We start from the raw sequence: 19,529 nt of genomic DNA on the forward strand, positions 1-19,529 counted from the left end.
TTTTAACGTATAGTTTTTTTAATGGACAGCGTTTTTAAAGTATCGTGATAGAGTTATGACAGGGTGTTTTTATCCCAAAGCGCTTCTTGACCGGCATCCAATCGAGCAACGACGCGCGCCAATACAAACAGCCAATCGGATAGACGATTGATAAACTGTAGACTGATTGGTGAGACATTATCATCCCGCAAGTTTAATGCCACGAGTAGGCGCTCAGCGTCTCGGCAATAGCAGCGAGCGATATGCACTTGGCTGGTCACCATGCTGCCTGCAGGCAAGATAAAATCTTTGAGGGGTGGTAAATGGGTGTTCCACTCATCAATTTGATTTTCAAGTTCTATCACATACTCTGCCAAAATCCCGCGGTATTCGGGCATGGCAAGTTCGCCCCCTAAATTGAAAAGCTGGTGCTGCAAGCGGCTTAAGTTGTCATCAAATTGACCATGACTAGCTTGACTAAGATAGCCCCGCAATAAACCGATTTGTGAGTTTAATAAGTCAATTTTGCCCATGGCGTCAAAGCGTAAGTCTGCCTTAGACACCCGTGAGCCATCTGCCATGCCAGTGGTGCCGTCATCGCCCGTTCGGGTGTAAATCTTTGATAATCGATTGCCCATTGTAGAGACCTTAAAGTGTGAAATATGCCAAATCATAGCACTTTTAACAAAATTTCGGTATGATAACCGATTGTCTTTTTTACCCAACTTGCACAGGTGACTATCCCATGACCCAGCTGACACAGCCCATGCCGATTACCATATATGACTCGATGAGTGGACAAAAACGCCCATTCACGCCCTTAGAAGCAGGCAAGGTTGGCATGTATGTCTGTGGGATGACGGTGTATGATTATTGCCACATTGGTCATGCACGGGTCATGGTCGGCTTTGACGTGGTCGTGCGCTGGCTGCGTCATATTGGCTATGATGTCAATTATGTGCGTAATATTACTGATATTGATGACAAAATTATTAACCGTGCTAGGGACAATGGCGAAAGTATCTATCAGTTGACAGACCGCTTTATCAAAGCCATGCACGAAGATGCGGATAATCTGGGCTGTGAGCGTCCTAACAGTGAGCCAAAAGCCACGGATTTTATCCCACAGATGCAGCATCTAATCCAAACGCTGGAAAGCAAAAAGTTAGCCTATCAAGGCGCAACGGGCGACGTCTATTATGCGGTCGAAAATTTTGCTGAGTATGGCAAACTCTCAAAGCGTCGCCTAGCCGATATGCAAGCAGGTGCTAGCGAGCGGGTAAATGTTGAGACAGACAAAAAAAATCCGTTTGACTTTGTCTTGTGGAAAGCTGCCAAACAAACAGAGCCGTCTGAGACCAAATGGCAGTCGCCTTGGGGTGTGGGTCGCCCAGGTTGGCATATCGAATGCTCGGCAATGAGTACTTGCTGCTTGGGCGACACCTTTGATATCCACGGCGGCGGGCATGATTTGCAGTTTCCGCACCACGAGAACGAAATTGCCCAATCTGAAGGCGCAACCGGTAAAACCTATGCCAACAACTGGATGCACGTGGGCTTTATCAATGTTGACGGCGAGAAGATGTCAAAATCACTGGGTAATTTCTTTACCATTCGCGATGTGATGGGGCAATTTCACCCAGAGACCATTCGTTTTTTTATTCTGTCGAGTCATTATCGCAGTCCAGTGAATTTCTCGGATAGCGCGCTTAAAGAAGCCCAAACCAGCCTCACGCGTCTGTATCAAGCCTTAAAATCTGTAGAAAGCCTAACCCAACCAGCGGGCGAGATTGATAAAGCTCCGTTTGAAACCCCCTTTAATCAAGCGATGTGCGATGATTTTAACAGTGCCGGGGCGGTGAGTGTATTATTTAGTCTGGCGCGTGAAATCAACAAAGCGGTTAATCTCGAAACCGCTGAAGGCAATGCCCAAGCGCTGGCACTGGCAACATTGCTAAAAGATTTGGCACAACCGCTCAATATCTTACAGCTTAATCCAACCGATTTTTTACAAGCGAAAGTGGGCGAAACGACCGGGTTAAGTGATAGCGAGATTGAAGCATTCATCGAAGCGCGCAAGCAAGCCAAAGCGGATAAAGACTTTGCCAAAGCTGACCAAATTCGTAATGATTTGAAGGCTCAAGGTGTTGAGCTAGAAGACGGTAAAAATGGCACGACGTGGCGCCGTGTTTAAGCTGATTTTAACCTGTCACCATTTAAATCTCTTGATAATTTAACCGATTTTAGCTAGAATAGACGGTTAATCAAAAACTAAACGATGGTGTCAATTGAACATACCAATGACAACACGCTAAATCCAAAGGCTGGGCAGGGAACTGTTCAGCCTTTTGCGGTTTTTTGGCTGTCAAATTTTTCACCACAACAAAATTTTAATTACTATTTAACTACTTTTAACTGCTCCGAGGTCTTTATGTTACGAATCGTTGATGAAGCACTTACCTTTGATGATGTGCTGCTACTCCCTGCTTATTCTGAAGTCTTGCCTAAGATGGTAGATTTAAAAACCCGTTTGACACGCGGTATTGAGCTAAATTTACCCATCGTATCTGCTGCGATGGATACCGTGACTGAATCGCAAATGGCGATTACCATTGCCCAACTTGGCGGTATGGGTATTTTGCACAAAAACATGGACATTGATTTACAAGCCATGCAAGTACGCCGTGTGAAAAAATTTGAAGCTGGTACGGTTGTTGATCCTATCAGCGTATCACCCGATACCAGTGTGGGTGAATTGCTTCGCATCACCAAAGAAAACAAAATCAGCGGCGTGCCTGTGGTAGAAGGTAACCAAGTGGTCGGTATCGTCACCCACCGTGATATCCGTTTTGAAAATAATCTAAGCCAGCCTGTTCGCAATATCATGACCCCAAAAGAAAAATTGGTGACAGTCAAAGAAGGCGAGCCCACAGAGAATATCAAACGTTTGCTACACGAACACCGTATCGAAAAAGTGATTGTTGTGGATGACAATTTTCAATTAAAAGGCTTGATCACTGTCAATGATTTCACCAAAGCTGAAAACAACCCAAATGCTTGCCGCGATAGCAAAGGTCGCTTACGTGTTGGCGCAGCAGTGGGTACGGGCGCAGACACCGAAGCCCGCGTTGAAGCGCTCATCGCTGCCGATGTGGACGTGATTGTTGTAGATACCGCACATGGTCATTCAAAAGGCGTCATTGATCGCGTGGCTTGGGTGAAAAACAACTATCCAAACATCCAAGTGATTGGCGGTAATATCGCCACCGCTGATGCGGCACTCGCGTTGCGTGATGCGGGTGCCGATGCGGTCAAAGTGGGTATCGGTCCGGGCTCTATCTGTACCACACGTATCATCGCAGGTATTGGCGTGCCGCAAATTTCAGCGATTAGCAACGTGGCTGATGCGCTAAAAAATGACATTCCACTGATAGCCGATGGTGGTATCCGTTTTTCAGGCGATATGGCAAAAGCGTTAGCAGCGGGTGCCTCTTCTATCATGGTGGGTTCTTTACTTGCCGGTACCGAAGAAGCGCCAGGGGAAGTTGAGCTATTCCAAGGTCGCTACTACAAAGCCTATCGTGGTATGGGTTCGCTAGGTGCGATGTCAGGACAAAACGGCTCATCCGATCGTTATTTCCAAGACGCCAAAGAAGGGGTAGAAAAATTGGTACCCGAAGGTATCGAAGGTCGCGTCCCTTACAAAGGTCCAATGAACGGTATCATCAACCAATTAGCCGGTGGCTTACGTTCGTCAATGGGTTATACAGGCTGTGCCAATATTGAAGAAATGCGTAGCAAACCGCAATTTGTGCGTGTGACTTCGGCCGGTATGAAAGAATCTCACGTACATGACGTGCAAATCACCAAAGAAGCACCGAATTACCGTGTAAACTAAGTGATAGGTTGATTGCGCTAAAACTGGGTTAAATACCCAGTTTTTTTATGCCCAATTTATAGGCTAAAGTTTTTATAGCCTAAAGTAACGTGTCGCACCCTCACCCATAAAAACAAACAGATGTCGCAACATGCGTGAAATTTTGCTATGCTAAAATTTTATATTCTTATAATAACGGGCGACAAAGGAGAATTAAATGAGTTATTTTGGTACTGATGGTATTCGTGGTAAGTTTGGGGAATTTCCGATACATCCGCAGTTTTTAATCAAACTAGGCTATGCCACGGGTAAAGTGCTGCTAGCCAACCAAGCAGCCCCGAACGAAAATCATCGTCCCAATGTCGTCATTGGTAAAGATACGCGGCTCTCTGGTTATGTTATTGAAGCCTGTCTGCAAGCGGGATTTAACGCCGCAGGGGTGGATGTGCATATGCTAGGCACTATTCCAACCCCTGCCATCGCGCATTTGACCCGAAGTTTTCACGCTGATGCGGGCGTAGTGATATCCGCATCCCACAATCCATTTTATGACAACGGTATCAAATTTTTCTCCAATGAAGGCAAAAAGCTGTCAGATGAAATTCAGCAAGCCATCAATGAAAAAATCGATGAAATCAAAGATATCAATGTCGTCATTGATACCCCAGAAGCGCTAGGCAAAAGTTATCGTGTGGAGGATGCCAAAGGTCGCTATATCGAGTTTTGTAAAGGCACTTTCCCCTACAATCTAAATTTAAATGCCCTAAAAATCGTCGTTGACTGTGCCAATGGAGCAGGATACAGCGTCGCACCCCGCGTATTACGTGAGTTAGGTGCAACCGTCATTGCGATTGGTGATAAACCCGATGGCATTAATATCAACGACAATGTCGGCTCTACCCATCCGGCAAACTTGCAACAAGCGGTGATTGACCATGATGCCCAAGTAGGTATTGCTTTAGATGGCGATGGCGACCGTATCATCATGGTCAATGAAAAAGGCGAGTTGGTTGATGGTGACGGCATTTTATATATTTTAGCCACCCAAGCAGAGCAACAAGTCGATGGCGTGGTAGGTACCTTGATGACCAACATGGGTCTGCAATTGGCGTTTGACAAAGCGGGCATTGCCTTTGAACGCGCCAAAGTCGGCGACCGCTATGTCATGCAAGGGCTTGAGAAAAATGGCTGGGTACTGGGCGGTGAGTCATCGGGTCATATTTTAACCCTAGATAAAGCCAGTACGGGCGATGCGATTGTGGCAGGTTTGCAAGTGCTTGCGGTGATGGCGCAGCGCAAACAATCATTATCAGAGCTGATGAAGGGTTATACGCAGCTACCACAAAAATTGGTCAATGTCAGATTGGCGCAAAAACAAGATCCCTATACCTTCCCAGAATTGGCAAATACGTTTAAAGATGCCGAAGAAAAATTGACAGGACGGGGTCGTTTACTAATTCGTCAATCAGGTACAGAGCCATTGATTCGGGTGATGGTCGAAAGCGATGATGAGATTGAGTGCGATATGCTAGCCAATGAACTTGCTGAAAAAGTACGCCAAGTGATGGCGTAAAGTTGACATTTCATAAGGATAAAACATGAGTATTGATTTTACCAGTCAACGATTATCGTATGAGCAAGGCGAGCTTATCGAATCACACTTGCCAGAGCAGCCGTTTGGCTTACTACAAACTTGGGTGCAGCAAGCGATTGATAGCAAGCAAGGGGAAGCATATGCGTTTTCACTGGCGACTTGTGGACGTGATATGCAGCCAAGTGTGCGCACTTTACTGATGCGTGAAATCATCCAATTGGATAACACGGGCATTGGCCTCGTGTTTTATACCAATTACGACAGTGCCAAAGGCTGTGATTTGGCGACCAACCCCAATGCTGAAGCATTATTTTTTTGGCCAAGCCTAGAAAGACAAATCCGTCTTACCGGCGCTGTACAAAAAGTTAGCCGTGAACAATCTGCTCAGTATTTTCATAGCCGTCCCCGTGACAGCCAATTAGCCGCTTGGGTCAGCGAGCCACAAAGTAGTGTGGTGGCTAGTCGCGAGGTAATGGAAGACAAATTTGCCCAATTAACTGCGCAGTACGGGGACAACCCAATCCCTTTACCAGAATTTTGGGGTGGCTATCTGCTGACGGTAGAAAAAATCGAATTCTGGCAGGGTAGAGCCAATCGTATGCACGACCGCATTGTCTATTCGCTAGCTGACGAGCAATGGGTGATGGAACGTTTATTACCTTAAACTACAAGCCATAAAAAAACACGGTTTAGAATACCGTGTTTTTTTATTTGATAAAACTTAGTTTTGCAGTGAACGCAGTAAACGCACAAATTCAATATACATCCACACCAGTGTTGATAAGATACCAACGCTTAGTACCCATTCATAGCTTTCATCCACCCCTGCAGCATAAGCTCGCTCAACACTGTCAAAATCTAATAACAAGCTCAGTGATGCAATTACAATCACCAGCAAGCTAAAACCAATACCCACCACGCCACCGCTAAACAAATACGGCAGTGAGCTACCAAATAGGCTAAACCCGATTTGTACCAGATACACCAGCATGATAGCAATCACAGCGGACATCATCACAGAGCGAAATTTTTGGGTGACTTTAATCACGCCACTGCGATAAAGTGCCAGCATCACCGCAGCGGTCACGAAAGTTGCGACCAAAGCCGTCGGTGCAACTGTGGGAAACTTAATACTAGCAAACAGGGAAATTGCGCCAATCACGATGCCCTCTAAAATGGCATAGGGAATTGCCAATGTTTTAGCTATGTGGGGTTTTGAGATAATTACCATACTCAATACAAACGCCACCAAGATACTGGCTAAAGCCGCTACACTAACAAAACCTGAAGTGACGCCACTAGTTAGGCAATAGCCAAAAAATCCAACACCCGATAAGGTCGTCAGACCTAGCAGAAAAGAGGTTTTTCGGATGACCCCTTTGACCGTCATCGGTGTCGTGCTAACCGCAAGTTCAGCGCGAGATATAATCGGATTTGCCATACAAATTTTCTCCCAAGAGTTAAAAACTTTCAAAAGTTAGTTATATATCAATCGCCTTAAATTAGCAAATAGCAATGAGTTTGTATACATTAACTGCACAACGAAGGTTAGCAATTTTGTAATATAAAATATTGATTGGGCATAACGTGAGCCAGTAAGCTGTGATAAAATAGTTTAATCTTTATCAGTTAATTTTCTGCTATGACGTCCACACTTATTCCCAATCCTGCCTTTGGGCGTATCGGCATTATGGGTCGTGCCAACAAGCCAAGTGTCATTCAAAGTATCTACCAAATTTGTGACTTTTTTCATGAGCAAGGGTTGCCTTTATTAATTGACCATCAGACGGCACGGTTGCCGGCATTGAGTTTTGCACGTCTGGGTGACATTGCTACTATTGAGCGCAGTTTGCTCGGCGGTGCTTGTGATTTGGTCATTGTGGTCGGTGGTGATGGCTCGCTGCTACATGCGGCGCAAGTACTGGTCAAACACAAAGTGCCAGTGGTGGGGGTGAACCGCGGACGTCTAGGGTTTTTAACTGACATCTATCCTGATGATTTAAACGTAAAATTGACCAGTATTTTACAAGGTCATTATCAGCTTGAAGATCGATTCTTGCTCAAGATGGAAATCCGTCAAGGTGCACATGTGATTTATGAAGATATGGCGCTAAATGACATTGTGCTGCACGCAGGTAAATCAGTGCATATGCTAGATTTTCATTTAAAAATTGATGGGCTTAATGTCTATCGTCAGCACAGTGATGGTCTGATTGCCTCCACACCGACGGGCTCGACCGCTTATGCGCTATCAGGTGGCGGGCCGATTATTCATCCTAGTATGGATGCCATTTGTCTGGTGCCCATGCATCCACATACCTTATCAAGCCGCCCGATTGTGGTCAGCGGCAATAGCGAAATCAAAATCCGCATCCATAAAGATAACCGCACCCAGCCGATGGTGAGTGCGGATGGGAAACCGTCGGTGCCGCTCAACCAAAACCAGCGCTTAGTGATTCACAAGCATCCTAACAAACTCACTTTATTACACCCACCTGGGGTGGATTTTTTTGAAGCTTGCCGTACCAAACTTGGTTGGAATAGCTACGCTGAAGAATTTAGTATGGATAATTAAATAACAAAGCCACCGAATGATTCAGGTGGCTTTTTTATGAAAAAATACCTTAATTAATCAGCCCGCTTGCAGAGCGTTTTGAGATAAATCCATCTGGGATTTGGTTGTGGTCGGCTTGCCAGCGCTGGAATGCCAATTTGGTATTGGTGCCTACGACGCCATCTGACCCTTTGGTATCATAGCCCATTGCCGTCAAACGCTGTTGCAGTTGGCGTACTTCATAAGTAGCAAGTGGCTGCTCATGGCGTGGCCAAGATTGCTGTAAGCCTGGCTGCCCGATAATGGCTTTGGCAAGTAAACTCACCCCCATGGCATAATTGGAGGAATTATTGTATACCTTAATGGCATCAAAATTTTTGGTTAATAAAATCGCAGGACCCTCTTTACCCGCAGGCAGCCACAATTCTGCCATCGCATCCATGGGTGCATTTGGGGTGATAAATTGAATGCCTAAATTTTGCCAGTCTGCCATAGTTTTTTTGGTACTGACCTGGCGATAATCAAAACCATTTGGTAATCGTACTTCATAGTACGAGCCCATACCACGCTGCCAGCCGGCATTTTTGAGATAGCTTGCGGTAGAGGCTAACGCATCAGCGGTATGCCAAGGGTTACGATGACCATCACCATTGCCATCTACTGCTTCATCTAACCAAGTTTTGGGAATAAATTGGGTATGTCCCATGCCACCTGCCCAAGATCCGCGTAGTTGCGACCAATCAATATCACCACGCTCAAGCAGCGACAACAGCGCTAGCAGCTGGTCCTCTGCAAAACTGCGGCGGCGACCATCATATGCTAGGGTCGCCAAACTATTGACCAGTGATGAGTTACCTGTGCCTTGACCGTAAGAAGATTCCATACCCCAAATGGCAGTCACGATAGAGGCCGGCACACCATACTGATTTTCAATGCGATCAAGTAGGGCGCTTTGGCTGGCAAAATTGCGCTGACCCCCACTGACTCGACCACTTGATGCAGCACCATCGATATATTCCCAAGGCATTTTGGCAAATTCAGGCTGTCCTTTATCCAGTGACACCACTTGCTCGCTGTAGTTGGCACTTGACAGCAAGCGTTCAACATCTGCACGGGGGTAACCTTTTTGCACGGCGCGTTCAATAAAATCCGATTTCCACTGATAAAAACTGCTGTATTGATTGGTTGGAACAGTCACAGGGGGCACGGGCGTGACTTTCGGGGGTACGGTAATCACCACAGGGGCAGTCGGCAAGGTACCTGGTAATTTTTGGGGTTGGGTTTGAATAGGTGCTGATGAACAAGCTGCTAACAATGCCGCTAAGCTGACAGGTAATGCCAGTTTTTGACCAGCAAAACGATGCGACAACGAGACCATAGACGACGAATATTTAACATACATAGAGCAATAACCTCAATTAATACAAGCCAAATGCGTACAAACATAACAACTGTGGTAAAAAAAATGAATATAGCACAAAAATAGGAAATTTTAGTTGTTAAGGAATAATTGATATAAAAATACTACAAAAATTGCGGTAAAAGTATTTGCCAAATTTTGACAGTTTTGGAAAATAGGATTGATAATTGGTTAAAAAAGTTTATGATAATCGGTTTATACTATAATTTTGAGGAGTAACTATGCTAAAAGTCAATCAATATTTTGATGGGAATGTGGCATCAATAGGTTTTCAAACAGCCACCCTACCTGCGACCGTGGGCGTGATGAAAGTAGGCGAATACGAATTTAGCACGAGTCAGTTTGAAACCATGACCGTCATTAGTGGGGCTATCTCAGCATTGTTGCCAAACCAAACTGACTGGCAAACTTTTAAAGCCCATGAAACCTTTACCGTCGATGCCAACCAAAAATTCAAGGTAAAAATTGACGAAGAAACGGCTTATCTTTGCACTTACCAAGATAAATAATCAAGATAAATCAGTAATAAAAAAGCGATATCAAATCCATGATATCGCTTTTTTTGGCCGAAAAATTTATTGAATACCACCAAATTTCCCCGCATTAAAATCTAAGATAGCTTGACGGATTTCGGCTTGGCTATTCATCACAAAGGGGCCATAACCCACCACCGGCTCATTAATCGGCTCACCACTCATCAGTAAGATTTTCGCCCCCGCTTTGCCCGCCGTTAAGCGTACAAAATCCTCGCCCGTCTCGCCACTTTCAATCTCAAAAGTAATTAATTGATTGGCGTGTGCTTGCTGGTCGTGATCAGCGTTGATGATAACATCGCCTTGCATCGACAATAACAACAAATTGTGAGTGCGAGAAATTGCGACTTCTATCGAACGATTGGGTTCAATACTGATATCCCACAAATTAATGGGGGTAAAAGTCGTGCCAATGCCGCGTGCCTTATTGTCACCCTGCTGAGGAGCTTGGGTATTGACAGTAGGGGTAAACTCCCCAGCAATTACCTTAACTTGTCCTGCATGTAGTCCTTCATCATCGTGCAGACTGACCACAGGCATGTCATCATTGGCAAGATGTTGGTATTTGGCAGGCGTGGCTTTATCTTTGGCAGGTAGATTGACCCAAAGCTGTACCATGCTAAAATCACCGCCTGCTTGGCTAAATTCAGGGGAGTGAAATTCCTCATGAATCACGCCATTGCCCGCCGTCATCCATTGCACGTCACCTGTCTTAATAGTACCGCCACCGCCACTAGAATCACGGTGGGACACTTCACCTGCATAGGCGATAGTTACCGTTTCAAACCCTTTGTGCGGATGTTGTCCGACACCGCGAGGGGCTTGAGTATTGGGTTCGAAATACTGTGTTGCTGCATAGTCGAGCATTAAAAAAGGATCGGTGCGTTTATCACCCACCATGTGATTGAACATCGGATTAACATGAAAACCATCACCCACCCAATGGGGTCGTGGGGCAGCATGAATTTTATCGACTTGTCGGTAAGTTTTATTGCTATTTTGCATGGCCATGATTTTTCTCCTTATTGATAGCTATAATATAGGAGCAAAAAGGCTATTTTCAAGTATAAATTACATTGTATGGGTTATTGTAAACATAAACTAATATAAAACATAAAAAAAGCAAAGTTAATTGCTAACTCTGCTTTTATAAATTGTTTACTTACTTTAATCATCAAGTTCTGACCAGCGCGCCATTTTTTCAAGTAACAAATCATCAATCTCGTTGAGACGTTCACTGGCTTGGGTAGCGGCTGCTATATCGCTCACAAACCAGCTGCCATCGGCTAATTTGTCTTGAAGTTCAGCTTGCTCTTGCTCGAGTAGCGCGATTTCATTAGGGAGACTATCTAATTCACGCTGCTCTTTGTAGCTCAGTTTTTTCTTCACCGTATCAGTTTTTGGTGCATTAGTGTTAATCACTTCTCTAGGCTTTACTGCTGTCTTTTCTGATTTGTCCGCTTTGGGTTTAATCGCTTGTTCACGGGATTTTTGCGTCAAATAGTCTTGATAGCCACCGACATATTCTTTGACAATGCCATTGCCATCGCTATCTTCATCAAAAACCCAAGTTGATGTTACGACATTGTCCATAAAGGTACGGTCATGGCTAATCAGTAAGATGGTGCCATTAAAGCTATCGACGGCTTCTTCTAACAGCTCTAGGGTTGCCATATCCAAGTCGTTGGTCGGCTCATCAAGTACCAAGATATTTGCAGGCTTTAGTAGCTGTTTGGCTAGCAAAACGCGGTTACGCTCACCGCCTGATAATGCTTTGACCGGTGTTCTTGCGCGTTCTGGGGCAAATAAGAAATCTTGCAAATAGCCGATGATATGTTTCTTTTTACCCGCCACTTCTACAAAATCAGAACCTTCTGCGACGTTTTGTACCACGGTCGCTTCTAGATCAAGTTGGTCACGCAGTTGGTCAAGAAAGGCAATTTGTAGATTGGTGCCTAATTTTACTGAGCCAGATTTGGTGATATCAGGCTGTGGAATATCCAAAATCGCATGAATGAGCGTGGATTTGCCAACACCGTTTTTACCGATAATACCAATACGGTCACCACGCATGATGCTGGTGTTAAAATCTTTTACCAAGGTTTTATCACCATAACCTAGATTGAGATGTTTGACATTGGCAACCAATTTGCCGCTGTTTTCGCCATCGTTCATGCTGATGTTAACTTGTCCGACTTGCTCACGGCGGGATTTACGCTCTTCACGCAGCGCCTTTAACGCGCGCACGCGACCTTCATTGCGGGTACGGCGTGCTTTGATGCCTTGACGAATCCACACTTCCTCTTCAGCCAGTTTTTTATCAAAATTGGCATTGGCTTTTTCTTCAGCGTTGAGTTGTTGTTCTTTAAGTTCTTGGTATCGAGCATAGCCTTTATTGACATTGCCTGCTTGCTTGGTGACGTCATAACTGCGTAGAATACCGCGGTCAAGTTCGACAATGCGGGTGGCGATTTTGTCAATAAACGAGCGGTCATGCGAGATAAACAACAGGGTTAATCCTTGCGCGTTTAGCAAAAATTGCTCAAGCCATTCGATACTTTCGACATCCAAATGGTTGGTCGGCTCGTCAAGTAGTAGCACATCAGGTTTGGTAATCAGCGCACGGGCAAGCAGTACACGGCGTTTGCGCCCGCCCGATAATTCACTAATATCGGCGTCGCCGTCCAAGTTCATCATAGACAGCATGGTCTGTACTTCGCGGGTCAAGTCCCACCCATGGGCATCATCAATTTTATGCTGCAAATCTGACATTAATTCACAGGCTTTCATGTCACCGCTGGCGCATTTGTCGCTGGCTTGCTCGTAGGCTGTCAGCCATGTTGCCACATCGCCTGCACCTGCCATAACGATGTCACTGACTTTACCCGACGTTTCTGGAATGTCTTGCTCAAGCATGGCAATGTTCAAATTGCCACTGATTTGGAATTCGCCACTGTCCGCTTTGACTTGACCGCTAATCACCTTAAATAAAGTTGATTTGCCTTCACCATTGCGCCCAATCAAACACACGCGTTCGCCTTGTTCGATATTAAAATCAATACCGTCCAAAATCGGTGCAATACCAAATGCCAAATGAATATCTCGTAAATGAATCAGTGCCATAACTTTCTCAAAGTTTAGTAAAAATGTTTGTATAATAGGAAAATGCGGTTATTGTAGCAGACTTTATGGCAAAAAATTGTGGGGAAACTTATGAGGCATTCTAAATGAGCGAAAAAGATCACCAAAAACAGACAACCGATGACAATGGCTTGGTTACCATAGTAGAAAAATTAACTCAAGCGTTGATTGATTTACAAACGCAAGTGCTGTTTATGGAAGATACAGTGGATAAACTTGATAATATCGTCACTGAGCAAAGCCAGTTGATTGCTGACCAACAACGGCAATTACAGCTACTTTATCAAAAATTGGAAACTCAAACGCAAGGCTCACAAATTCAGCCGTTTGATTTGTTGAGCGATAAACCGCCGCATTACTAATTTTATTGACAAAAATTGAAATTTTTATCAACATGGCAAACGTTTTATGCGCTATAGACTGCCAATGCCCTAAATAGGAAAAAACTAATGGTAGCTAGTTGCATCTGACTATCAGCAACAAACTCTGCAAAAATTGACCGTGATGGATATCAAACGCAAACTGCTTTATCAAGGTGTGCCGTAAAAATAGGCAAGGATGAGAGGCTAAACGGGTCGTTTTTTAACGTAAATTTTATACATGTATCTATCAATTTTCACCAGCATAGCAAACAAGTTTCACAAGCATATCAAGCAAGCATAGTGCTGTGACCAAATAATCTGCTCTCATTTATTGTTAATTGTTGTTAGGAATATCTTATATGAGTCATAATGAATCTTTAATCAGTGTTGCCGAAGAAACGTTACATGAAGCCAAAACAGTCATGTTTAATATGCTGTCCAAAGTGGTAGAAATCGGTGGTTCTGATCTATTTATTTCAGCGGATTTTCCACCCAGTATTAAATATCACGGGCTCATGAAGCCGCTCAATAAACAACCACTGACGGCTGAAAAAACCAAACTGTTTGCCTATAGTTTGATGAACCAAAAACAGCGCGAAGAATTTGCAACCAATCTTGAGTGTAACTTTGCGATTAATGTGCCCAATGTATCGCGATTTCGGGTTAATGTGTTTCAGCAGCAATTACAAGTCGGTATGGTGATTCGTACTATTACGGCAGAAATACCCAACTTTAAACAGCTGCTGCTACCTGAGCAGCTCAAAAAAATTATCATGGAAAAACGTGGGTTAGTGTTGGTCGTAGGGGGAACGGGGTCAGGTAAATCAACATCGCTGGCGGCAATGATTGACCATCGTAATGAAAACTCCGCAGGCCACATCATCACTGTCGAAGACCCAGTGGAATATGTGCACAAGCACAAACAATCCATGATCACCCACCGTGAAGTAGGCGTGGATAGTCATTCATGGCATAACGCACTCAAAAACACCTTGCGCCAAGCGCCTGATGTGATTTTGATTGGGGAAATTCGTGATACTGAAACCATGGAAAACGCCATTGCATTTGCTGAAACAGGTCACTTATGTTTAGGCACTTTGCATGCCAATAATGCCAATCAAACCTTAGATCGTATTATCAACTTTTTTCCAGAGGAGCGTCGTAACCAATTGCTGATGGACTTGTCATCGAATATGAAAGCTATCATTTCGCAGCGTTTGATTCGTACAGAAGATGGGAAAGGTCGCCGGGCAGCGGTAGAAATTATGCTTAATACCCCATTGATGGCGGATTTGATATTAAAGGGTAATTTTCATGAAATTAAAGCGCTGATGACCAAATCTCGGGAATTGGGTATGCAAACCTTTGACCAAGCCTTATTTGATTTATACGATGAAGGCGCCATCTCGTATGATGAAGCAATTCGCAATGCTGACTCTGCCAACGAATTGCGGTTGCAAATCAAACTTAAAAGCCGACGCGCGGAAGGCGACACGCAAAGCACAAGTGAGCTAAAGCTTTAATAAAAAAACGCCCTGTGACTAAACAAGTAACACAGGGCGTTTTAATCAGCTATGTGAAAAACTAGAGTCAATTAACAATTAATAATCACTTACTCATTACTAATCACTTAAAAAATAACAGTTACTCATTCAACTCGCGAGTGGGCAATACATCTTTAATGGCATCACGTAAATCATGCATCGCTTTGACCGTGGTATCCCAATCGATACAGCCATCGGTAATAGACTTGCCATATTCAAGCTGGCTCAAATCCGCGGTCAAATCTTGACGACCGCCTTTGAGATGACTTTCAACCATCATTCCAATAATCGAGCGATTACCGTGTTTGATTTGCTCAGCGATATTTTGAATGACCATCGGTTGCAGGTAAGGGTCTTTATTTGAATTGGCATGGCTTGAGTCAATCATGATTTTGCCTGAGACTTTACCTTTAGCAAGTTCATTTTCTGCTTGGGCAACGGCAGTGGCATCATAGTTGGGTTTGCCATTACCGCCACGAAGCACCACATGACCGTATGGATTACCTTTTGATTGAATGATAGACACCAGACCATCGGCAGATAGACCTAAAAAGCTATGACCAGATTTCACCGCTTGCATGGCATTGACTGCCACTGTCATACCGCCATCTGTACCGTTCTTAAAGCCGACTGGACAAGACAGACCTGAAGACATCTCCCGGTGAGTTTGACTCTCTGTGGTACGTGCGCCGATGGCTGACCAACTGATTAAATCTTGGATATACTGCGGTGTATTGGGATCAAGCGCTTCGGTTGCACAAGGTAAGCCTTTTTCATTCAAATCAAGCAGCAGTTTGCGCGCAACACGCAAGCCTTTATTGATATCAAAGCTATCATTCATGTCTGGGTCATTGATTAAGCCTTTCCAGCCCACTGTGGTACGAGGTTTTTCAAAATACACACGCATCACGACATAAATACTGTCTTCAATTTCTTTGGATAAAGCCAACAGTTTATCGGCGTATTCATGCGCAGCGTTGACGTCATGAATAGAGCAGGGACCAATCACCATCAATAAACGTTTGTCTTTACCGTCTAAAATATTACGCACGGTTTCGCGACCTTTGGTCACCGTCTCGATAGCTTTGGGGCTCAATGGTAGTTCGTTTTTTAATTCCGCAGGCGTCACTAGCGGTAAAATTGCTTCAATATTCACATTATCTACATCAGCGATATCAGTTTTGGCAAAAGTTGTCATAATTCTCACAGGCTGTTGGCAAAAATTTAAAAAATCACTATAAACCAAAAAATTTATAATGTCATTACTTGAGTCAGTAGGAAAGCCTACTTTTAGTTTGGCAGTTGATAAAATATTTTGTCAATGTTTAAACTCTGTTTGGATATCTGCATATCCTACAACAACATTATAACAATTATTGTATCAGCATACTAGTACAAAATAACAAATAACTGTCATTTAAATTTTTTGATGGTTTTACTTTTCATCTGTTTACCCCTAAAATATTTTTTTAAAATGATAACCAAACAAGGCTGTTTAATCCCATGTACGCTAATGCCCCTGCACAAACCATTTCAGACCTTGCTGCAAACGCGACACTCGCAACCTATATTGCTAACCCAAGCGCAGCCAGCTTTTCTAACGTCAGCGAAGCGAGCTCTTTTAACCTAAGTGAAGAGAATTTGCTGCAAAACGTTGCTAAAACCAAGTTTCAGCCGATTGTCATTGGTATCGTAGCAGGCGAGGTCTCAGGCGATGCGCTGGGTGCAGACTTTATGCGCCAGATGAATAATTTGCGTGATGACATTTTTTGGGTGGGGGTGGGCGGCGTACAGATGCAAGCGCAAGGGCTTAACTCAGTGATTGACATGTCTCGTCTGTCGGTGATGGGCTTGGTGGAAGTGGTCAAGCATTTGCCAGATTTGTTTAAAGCACGCGATGAGATTTTGGCAGCGTTTAAACAAAACGCAATTGATATTTTTGTCGGCATTGATGCGCCTGATTTTAATTTGCGATTGGGTGAACGGTTAAAATCAGCGGGTATTTATTGTGTGCAATATGTCAGCCCATCGATATGGGCATGGCGGGAAGGGCGAATTGAGAAAATCAAACGCGCGACCAATTTGGTGCTGTGTTTGTTTCCGTTTGAGTTGTCTGTGTACCAAAAACATAATCATCCCGCCGTGTGTGTCGGGCATTCACTTCTCAAGACCATTGATGACAATTTGCTTACAACGCCTATGGATGAGCTGCGCCGTGAGTTGATTTGGGATAATCCCACCTATCATCAGTTTTTTGTCAAAATGGGCGAGCTTGAGATGAGTCATCTCATTGCAGTGATGCCAGGTTCAAGACGCAGTGAAATCGATGCGATTTTTCCAAAAATGCTCAAAGCCATTCATCAACTGTTGATTATGGATGATAAGCTATGCTTTATCGTACCAACGGTCAACCAACATCTACTGACTATCGTAGAGCAATATCTAGAAGCCCAATCAGCGCAGGTGCGCCATCATGTCACAGTGAGCTGTGATGAAACACAAGCGGATTTTAGCCAACGGGTGATGGCGGCGTCAGATTTGGTACTGCTTGCATCCGGTACCGCCACGCTTGAAGCCATGCTACTGGGTAAACCGATGGTGGTGGTATATTCACTCAATAAAATGACCTTTTGGCTGGCAAAACGGCTGGTCAAAGTGCCGTATGTGGCACTGCCTAATATTTTGGCAGGTCGAGAAATCGTACCAGAATTGCTACAAGAAGACGCCAACCCAGACAATATTTGCCGTGTGGTACAGCAATCATTAAAAGTTAAAAATTATAACGAGCAGCTGCGAGATTTGCGGCAAACGTCAGAATGGCTGCGTGAGCAAAGCAACATCAATCCCGCCAATGCGGTGATTGATAATTGGCTGACGTGGAAAAAACAGTAAAAATCTCAGGCAAAATTTGACGCTTTATCAAGTTGGGCGTGGTGATATTGACGGCAAATTTACGTCCAATCTTCTGAGGTGAATTTTGCAATCAAATCATGGGCTTTGGTTCTGGCATCAAGCACAGTCATAAAGGTATAAGCGCCAATGAATTTACGGCTAATAAACATCAGCTCTTTAGGCGGCACGCTAAAGGATTTTGAGGTCGCTGATTTGCTGGCAAGCTTAATGACACGGTTATGTAAATCACTTTCAGCCCAAATATAATTGCCATGTACATCCAGTACATTCGGTGGAATGGTCGGATTACGACTTGGCAAACTAAAGGGTTCACTGGCAAGCAAACATAGCTCTACCATATCATTTTTTACCGAATCACTAAGATTAGCAAAGAATTCAAAATGCTTGCCTGCTTGTTCAATCGCTTGGCGCATTTTGCTACGGTCGTGAAAAACCCCTGCCAACAGCAAATTACGGGCAATAAGTAGCAGATTGTCATCAAACTGACGAATGGCGCCAAAGTCTAATAACACCAATTGGTCAAGCTGTGTATCAGGCTGCTGTGCAAGGCGAATCAGATAGTTGCCAAAATTGGGGTCGGTCTGCATATCCCCCCATTCAAAAATCTCACGCAGCATAATTTCAATCGAAGCCTGCCCAATCGCATTTCGTCTTTCTTGGGGCAGCGCAAATACTTGCTCATCCAAAATCGACACGCCATCTTCATAGGTCATACATAGCAGCCGATCGGTGCTATAAGCTTTGAGGATGCGCGGCACCACATAACGACTATCGCCAGCAAAACGTTGAAAAAATAACTCAGTGGTGTCTGCTTCGAGAAGGTAGTTGACTTCATGATGCAGCAGGTCACGAATTTCTTCAAACCAATCATCGAGTTGGCGGGTTTGTGGAACAACATTGGTGACTTTAAGCAGTTTGCGGAACAAATCCAAATCACTGTCCACGGCATCAGCGATATTGGGATATTGCACCTTAAATACCACTTGCTCGCCCGTGGCTTTATGAACCGCTCTATGTACTTGCGAAAGTGAAGCGGTGCCAATTGGGGTATGGTCGATATCAAATTCATGGATTTTATTGCCCAATTCGGTTTGTAGCGCTGATTCGATAATTGACCATGAAAAAGCAGTCGTCTGACTGTTCAATGTTTGTAAGGCTTCTGTGATTTCGGGGGGCAAAAAATGCTCCCCGTACAGGGCTAACATTTGACCGATTTTGACCACCGAGCCTTTGAGTTTACCTAGCTCATCCACCAAATATTGGGCTTGCTCACGCATAAATGCTTGTTTTTGTACCGCTTTTTCTTCCTTTGATTTGAATAATCCAAAGGCATTATTGGTCGCCCATCGTCTGCCGATATTGAGCGATGCTTTGGCAATCGATAACCGCCGGTCAAGCGCCGAGGTTTTGAGCTGTTCAAGCGGTTGGTTATCGTAATTTTGCGGATTTGCCATACAGGGTGCCTAATGTTTTTGAAAGAAAAAGCTAAATAAAAAGCAAATCATTTTAACACATGATTTGCTTTGATTGTTGTTACCGATTTTTAATAAAGCGGATTAACACTTAGCGTAACCACTTGGCGTAAGACAGTGGCTAGATGTCTAAATGCCAT

General features: G+C 44.2%; 16 protein-coding genes. 9 read left to right on the plus strand and 7 right to left on the minus strand.

Annotated features, from left to right (window positions below):
• Positions 1-53 precede the first annotated feature (53 nt).
• Entirely contained in the window at positions 54-617 is a 564-nt protein-coding gene (locus RT143_RS07200; RefSeq protein ID WP_313092120.1) for a cob(I)yrinic acid a,c-diamide adenosyltransferase, read from the minus strand.
• Between the two features lie 107 nt (positions 618-724).
• Between RT143_RS07200 and cysS the strand changes: the two genes are divergently transcribed.
• The 4 genes from cysS to pdxH all read left to right on the plus strand — a co-directional run bounded on the left by cysS (position 725) and on the right by pdxH (position 6,114).
• Positions 725-2,173, plus strand: coding sequence for a cysteine--tRNA ligase (gene cysS, locus RT143_RS07205; RefSeq protein WP_313092121.1), 1,449 nt, complete (start codon positions 725-727; stop codon positions 2,171-2,173).
• Between the two features lie 237 nt (positions 2,174-2,410).
• A complete protein-coding gene (gene guaB, locus RT143_RS07210; protein WP_313092123.1) occupies positions 2,411-3,877 on the plus strand; it encodes an IMP dehydrogenase in 1,467 nt (488 codons plus the stop codon).
• A gap of 196 nt (positions 3,878-4,073) precedes the next feature.
• Positions 4,074-5,429: a phosphoglucosamine mutase gene (gene glmM / locus RT143_RS07215; protein WP_313092125.1), complete on the plus strand. Its 1,356-nt coding sequence runs from the start codon at positions 4,074-4,076 to the stop codon at positions 5,427-5,429.
• Positions 5,430-5,454: 25 nt separating this feature from the next.
• On the plus strand, positions 5,455-6,114 hold the full coding sequence (gene pdxH / locus RT143_RS07220) for a pyridoxamine 5'-phosphate oxidase (protein WP_313092127.1): 660 nt from the start codon (positions 5,455-5,457) through the stop codon (positions 6,112-6,114).
• Positions 6,115-6,171: 57 nt separating this feature from the next.
• Here pdxH and RT143_RS07225 read toward each other — a convergent pair whose 3' ends face one another.
• Positions 6,172-6,891: a Bax inhibitor-1/YccA family protein gene (locus tag RT143_RS07225; RefSeq protein WP_065252594.1), complete on the minus strand. Its 720-nt coding sequence runs from the start codon at positions 6,889-6,891 to the stop codon at positions 6,172-6,174.
• A gap of 201 nt (positions 6,892-7,092) precedes the next feature.
• Here RT143_RS07225 and RT143_RS07230 point away from each other — a divergent pair, with 201 nt between their 5' ends.
• Positions 7,093-8,025 (plus strand): NAD(+) kinase, encoded by a 933-nt coding sequence (locus RT143_RS07230; protein ID WP_007116759.1) that lies wholly within the window; start codon positions 7,093-7,095, stop codon positions 8,023-8,025.
• A gap of 49 nt (positions 8,026-8,074) precedes the next feature.
• Here the strand turns inward: RT143_RS07230 and RT143_RS07235 are convergent, their stop codons facing one another.
• On the minus strand, positions 8,075-9,406 hold the full coding sequence (locus tag RT143_RS07235; protein ID WP_313092129.1) for a lytic murein transglycosylase: 1,332 nt from the start codon (positions 9,404-9,406) through the stop codon (positions 8,075-8,077).
• Positions 9,407-9,645: 239 nt separating this feature from the next.
• On the opposite strand from RT143_RS07235, the gene ppnP reads away from it, so the two are divergent.
• Positions 9,646-9,933: a pyrimidine/purine nucleoside phosphorylase gene (gene ppnP / locus RT143_RS07240; protein ID WP_313092131.1), complete on the plus strand. Its 288-nt coding sequence runs from the start codon at positions 9,646-9,648 to the stop codon at positions 9,931-9,933.
• 66 nt (positions 9,934-9,999) lie between these two features.
• Here ppnP and RT143_RS07245 read toward each other — a convergent pair whose 3' ends face one another.
• Together RT143_RS07245 and RT143_RS07250 are read right to left on the minus strand one after the other, a co-directional pair.
• Entirely contained in the window at positions 10,000-10,962 is a 963-nt protein-coding gene (locus tag RT143_RS07245) for a pirin family protein (RefSeq protein ID WP_313092144.1), read from the minus strand.
• A 162-nt stretch (positions 10,963-11,124) separates the two neighbouring features.
• Positions 11,125-13,080, minus strand: coding sequence for an ATP-binding cassette domain-containing protein (locus RT143_RS07250; protein WP_313092133.1), 1,956 nt, complete (start codon positions 13,078-13,080; stop codon positions 11,125-11,127).
• A gap of 104 nt (positions 13,081-13,184) precedes the next feature.
• Here RT143_RS07250 and RT143_RS07255 point away from each other — a divergent pair, with 104 nt between their 5' ends.
• Both RT143_RS07255 and RT143_RS07260 read left to right on the plus strand, forming a co-directional pair.
• Positions 13,185-13,460, plus strand: a complete 276-nt coding sequence (locus RT143_RS07255; protein WP_313092135.1) for a SlyX family protein — start codon at positions 13,185-13,187, stop codon at positions 13,458-13,460.
• Between the two features lie 359 nt (positions 13,461-13,819).
• Positions 13,820-14,983 carry a PilT/PilU family type 4a pilus ATPase gene (locus tag RT143_RS07260; RefSeq protein ID WP_313092137.1) on the plus strand — a complete coding sequence of 388 codons (1,164 nt, stop codon included), beginning with the start codon at positions 13,820-13,822 and terminating at the stop codon, positions 14,981-14,983.
• 121 nt (positions 14,984-15,104) lie between these two features.
• Here the strand turns inward: RT143_RS07260 and RT143_RS07265 are convergent, their stop codons facing one another.
• Positions 15,105-16,202 (minus strand): 3-deoxy-7-phosphoheptulonate synthase, encoded by a 1,098-nt coding sequence (locus tag RT143_RS07265; protein ID WP_159374623.1) that lies wholly within the window; start codon positions 16,200-16,202, stop codon positions 15,105-15,107.
• Positions 16,203-16,507: 305 nt separating this feature from the next.
• On the opposite strand from RT143_RS07265, the gene lpxB reads away from it, so the two are divergent.
• Positions 16,508-17,896 (plus strand): lipid-A-disaccharide synthase, encoded by a 1,389-nt coding sequence (gene lpxB, locus RT143_RS07270; protein ID WP_313092139.1) that lies wholly within the window; start codon positions 16,508-16,510, stop codon positions 17,894-17,896.
• 59 nt (positions 17,897-17,955) lie between these two features.
• On the opposite strand, the gene RT143_RS07275 is transcribed toward lpxB, so the two are convergent.
• Positions 17,956-19,371 (minus strand): ABC1 kinase family protein, encoded by a 1,416-nt coding sequence (locus RT143_RS07275; RefSeq protein ID WP_313092141.1) that lies wholly within the window; start codon positions 19,369-19,371, stop codon positions 17,956-17,958.
• Between the last annotated feature and the right edge of the window lie 158 nt (positions 19,372-19,529).

Origin of the sequence: Moraxella sp. CTOTU48268, assembly GCF_032069585.1 — a bacterium.
Classification (GTDB): domain Bacteria; phylum Pseudomonadota; class Gammaproteobacteria; order Pseudomonadales; family Moraxellaceae; genus Faucicola; species Faucicola cinerea.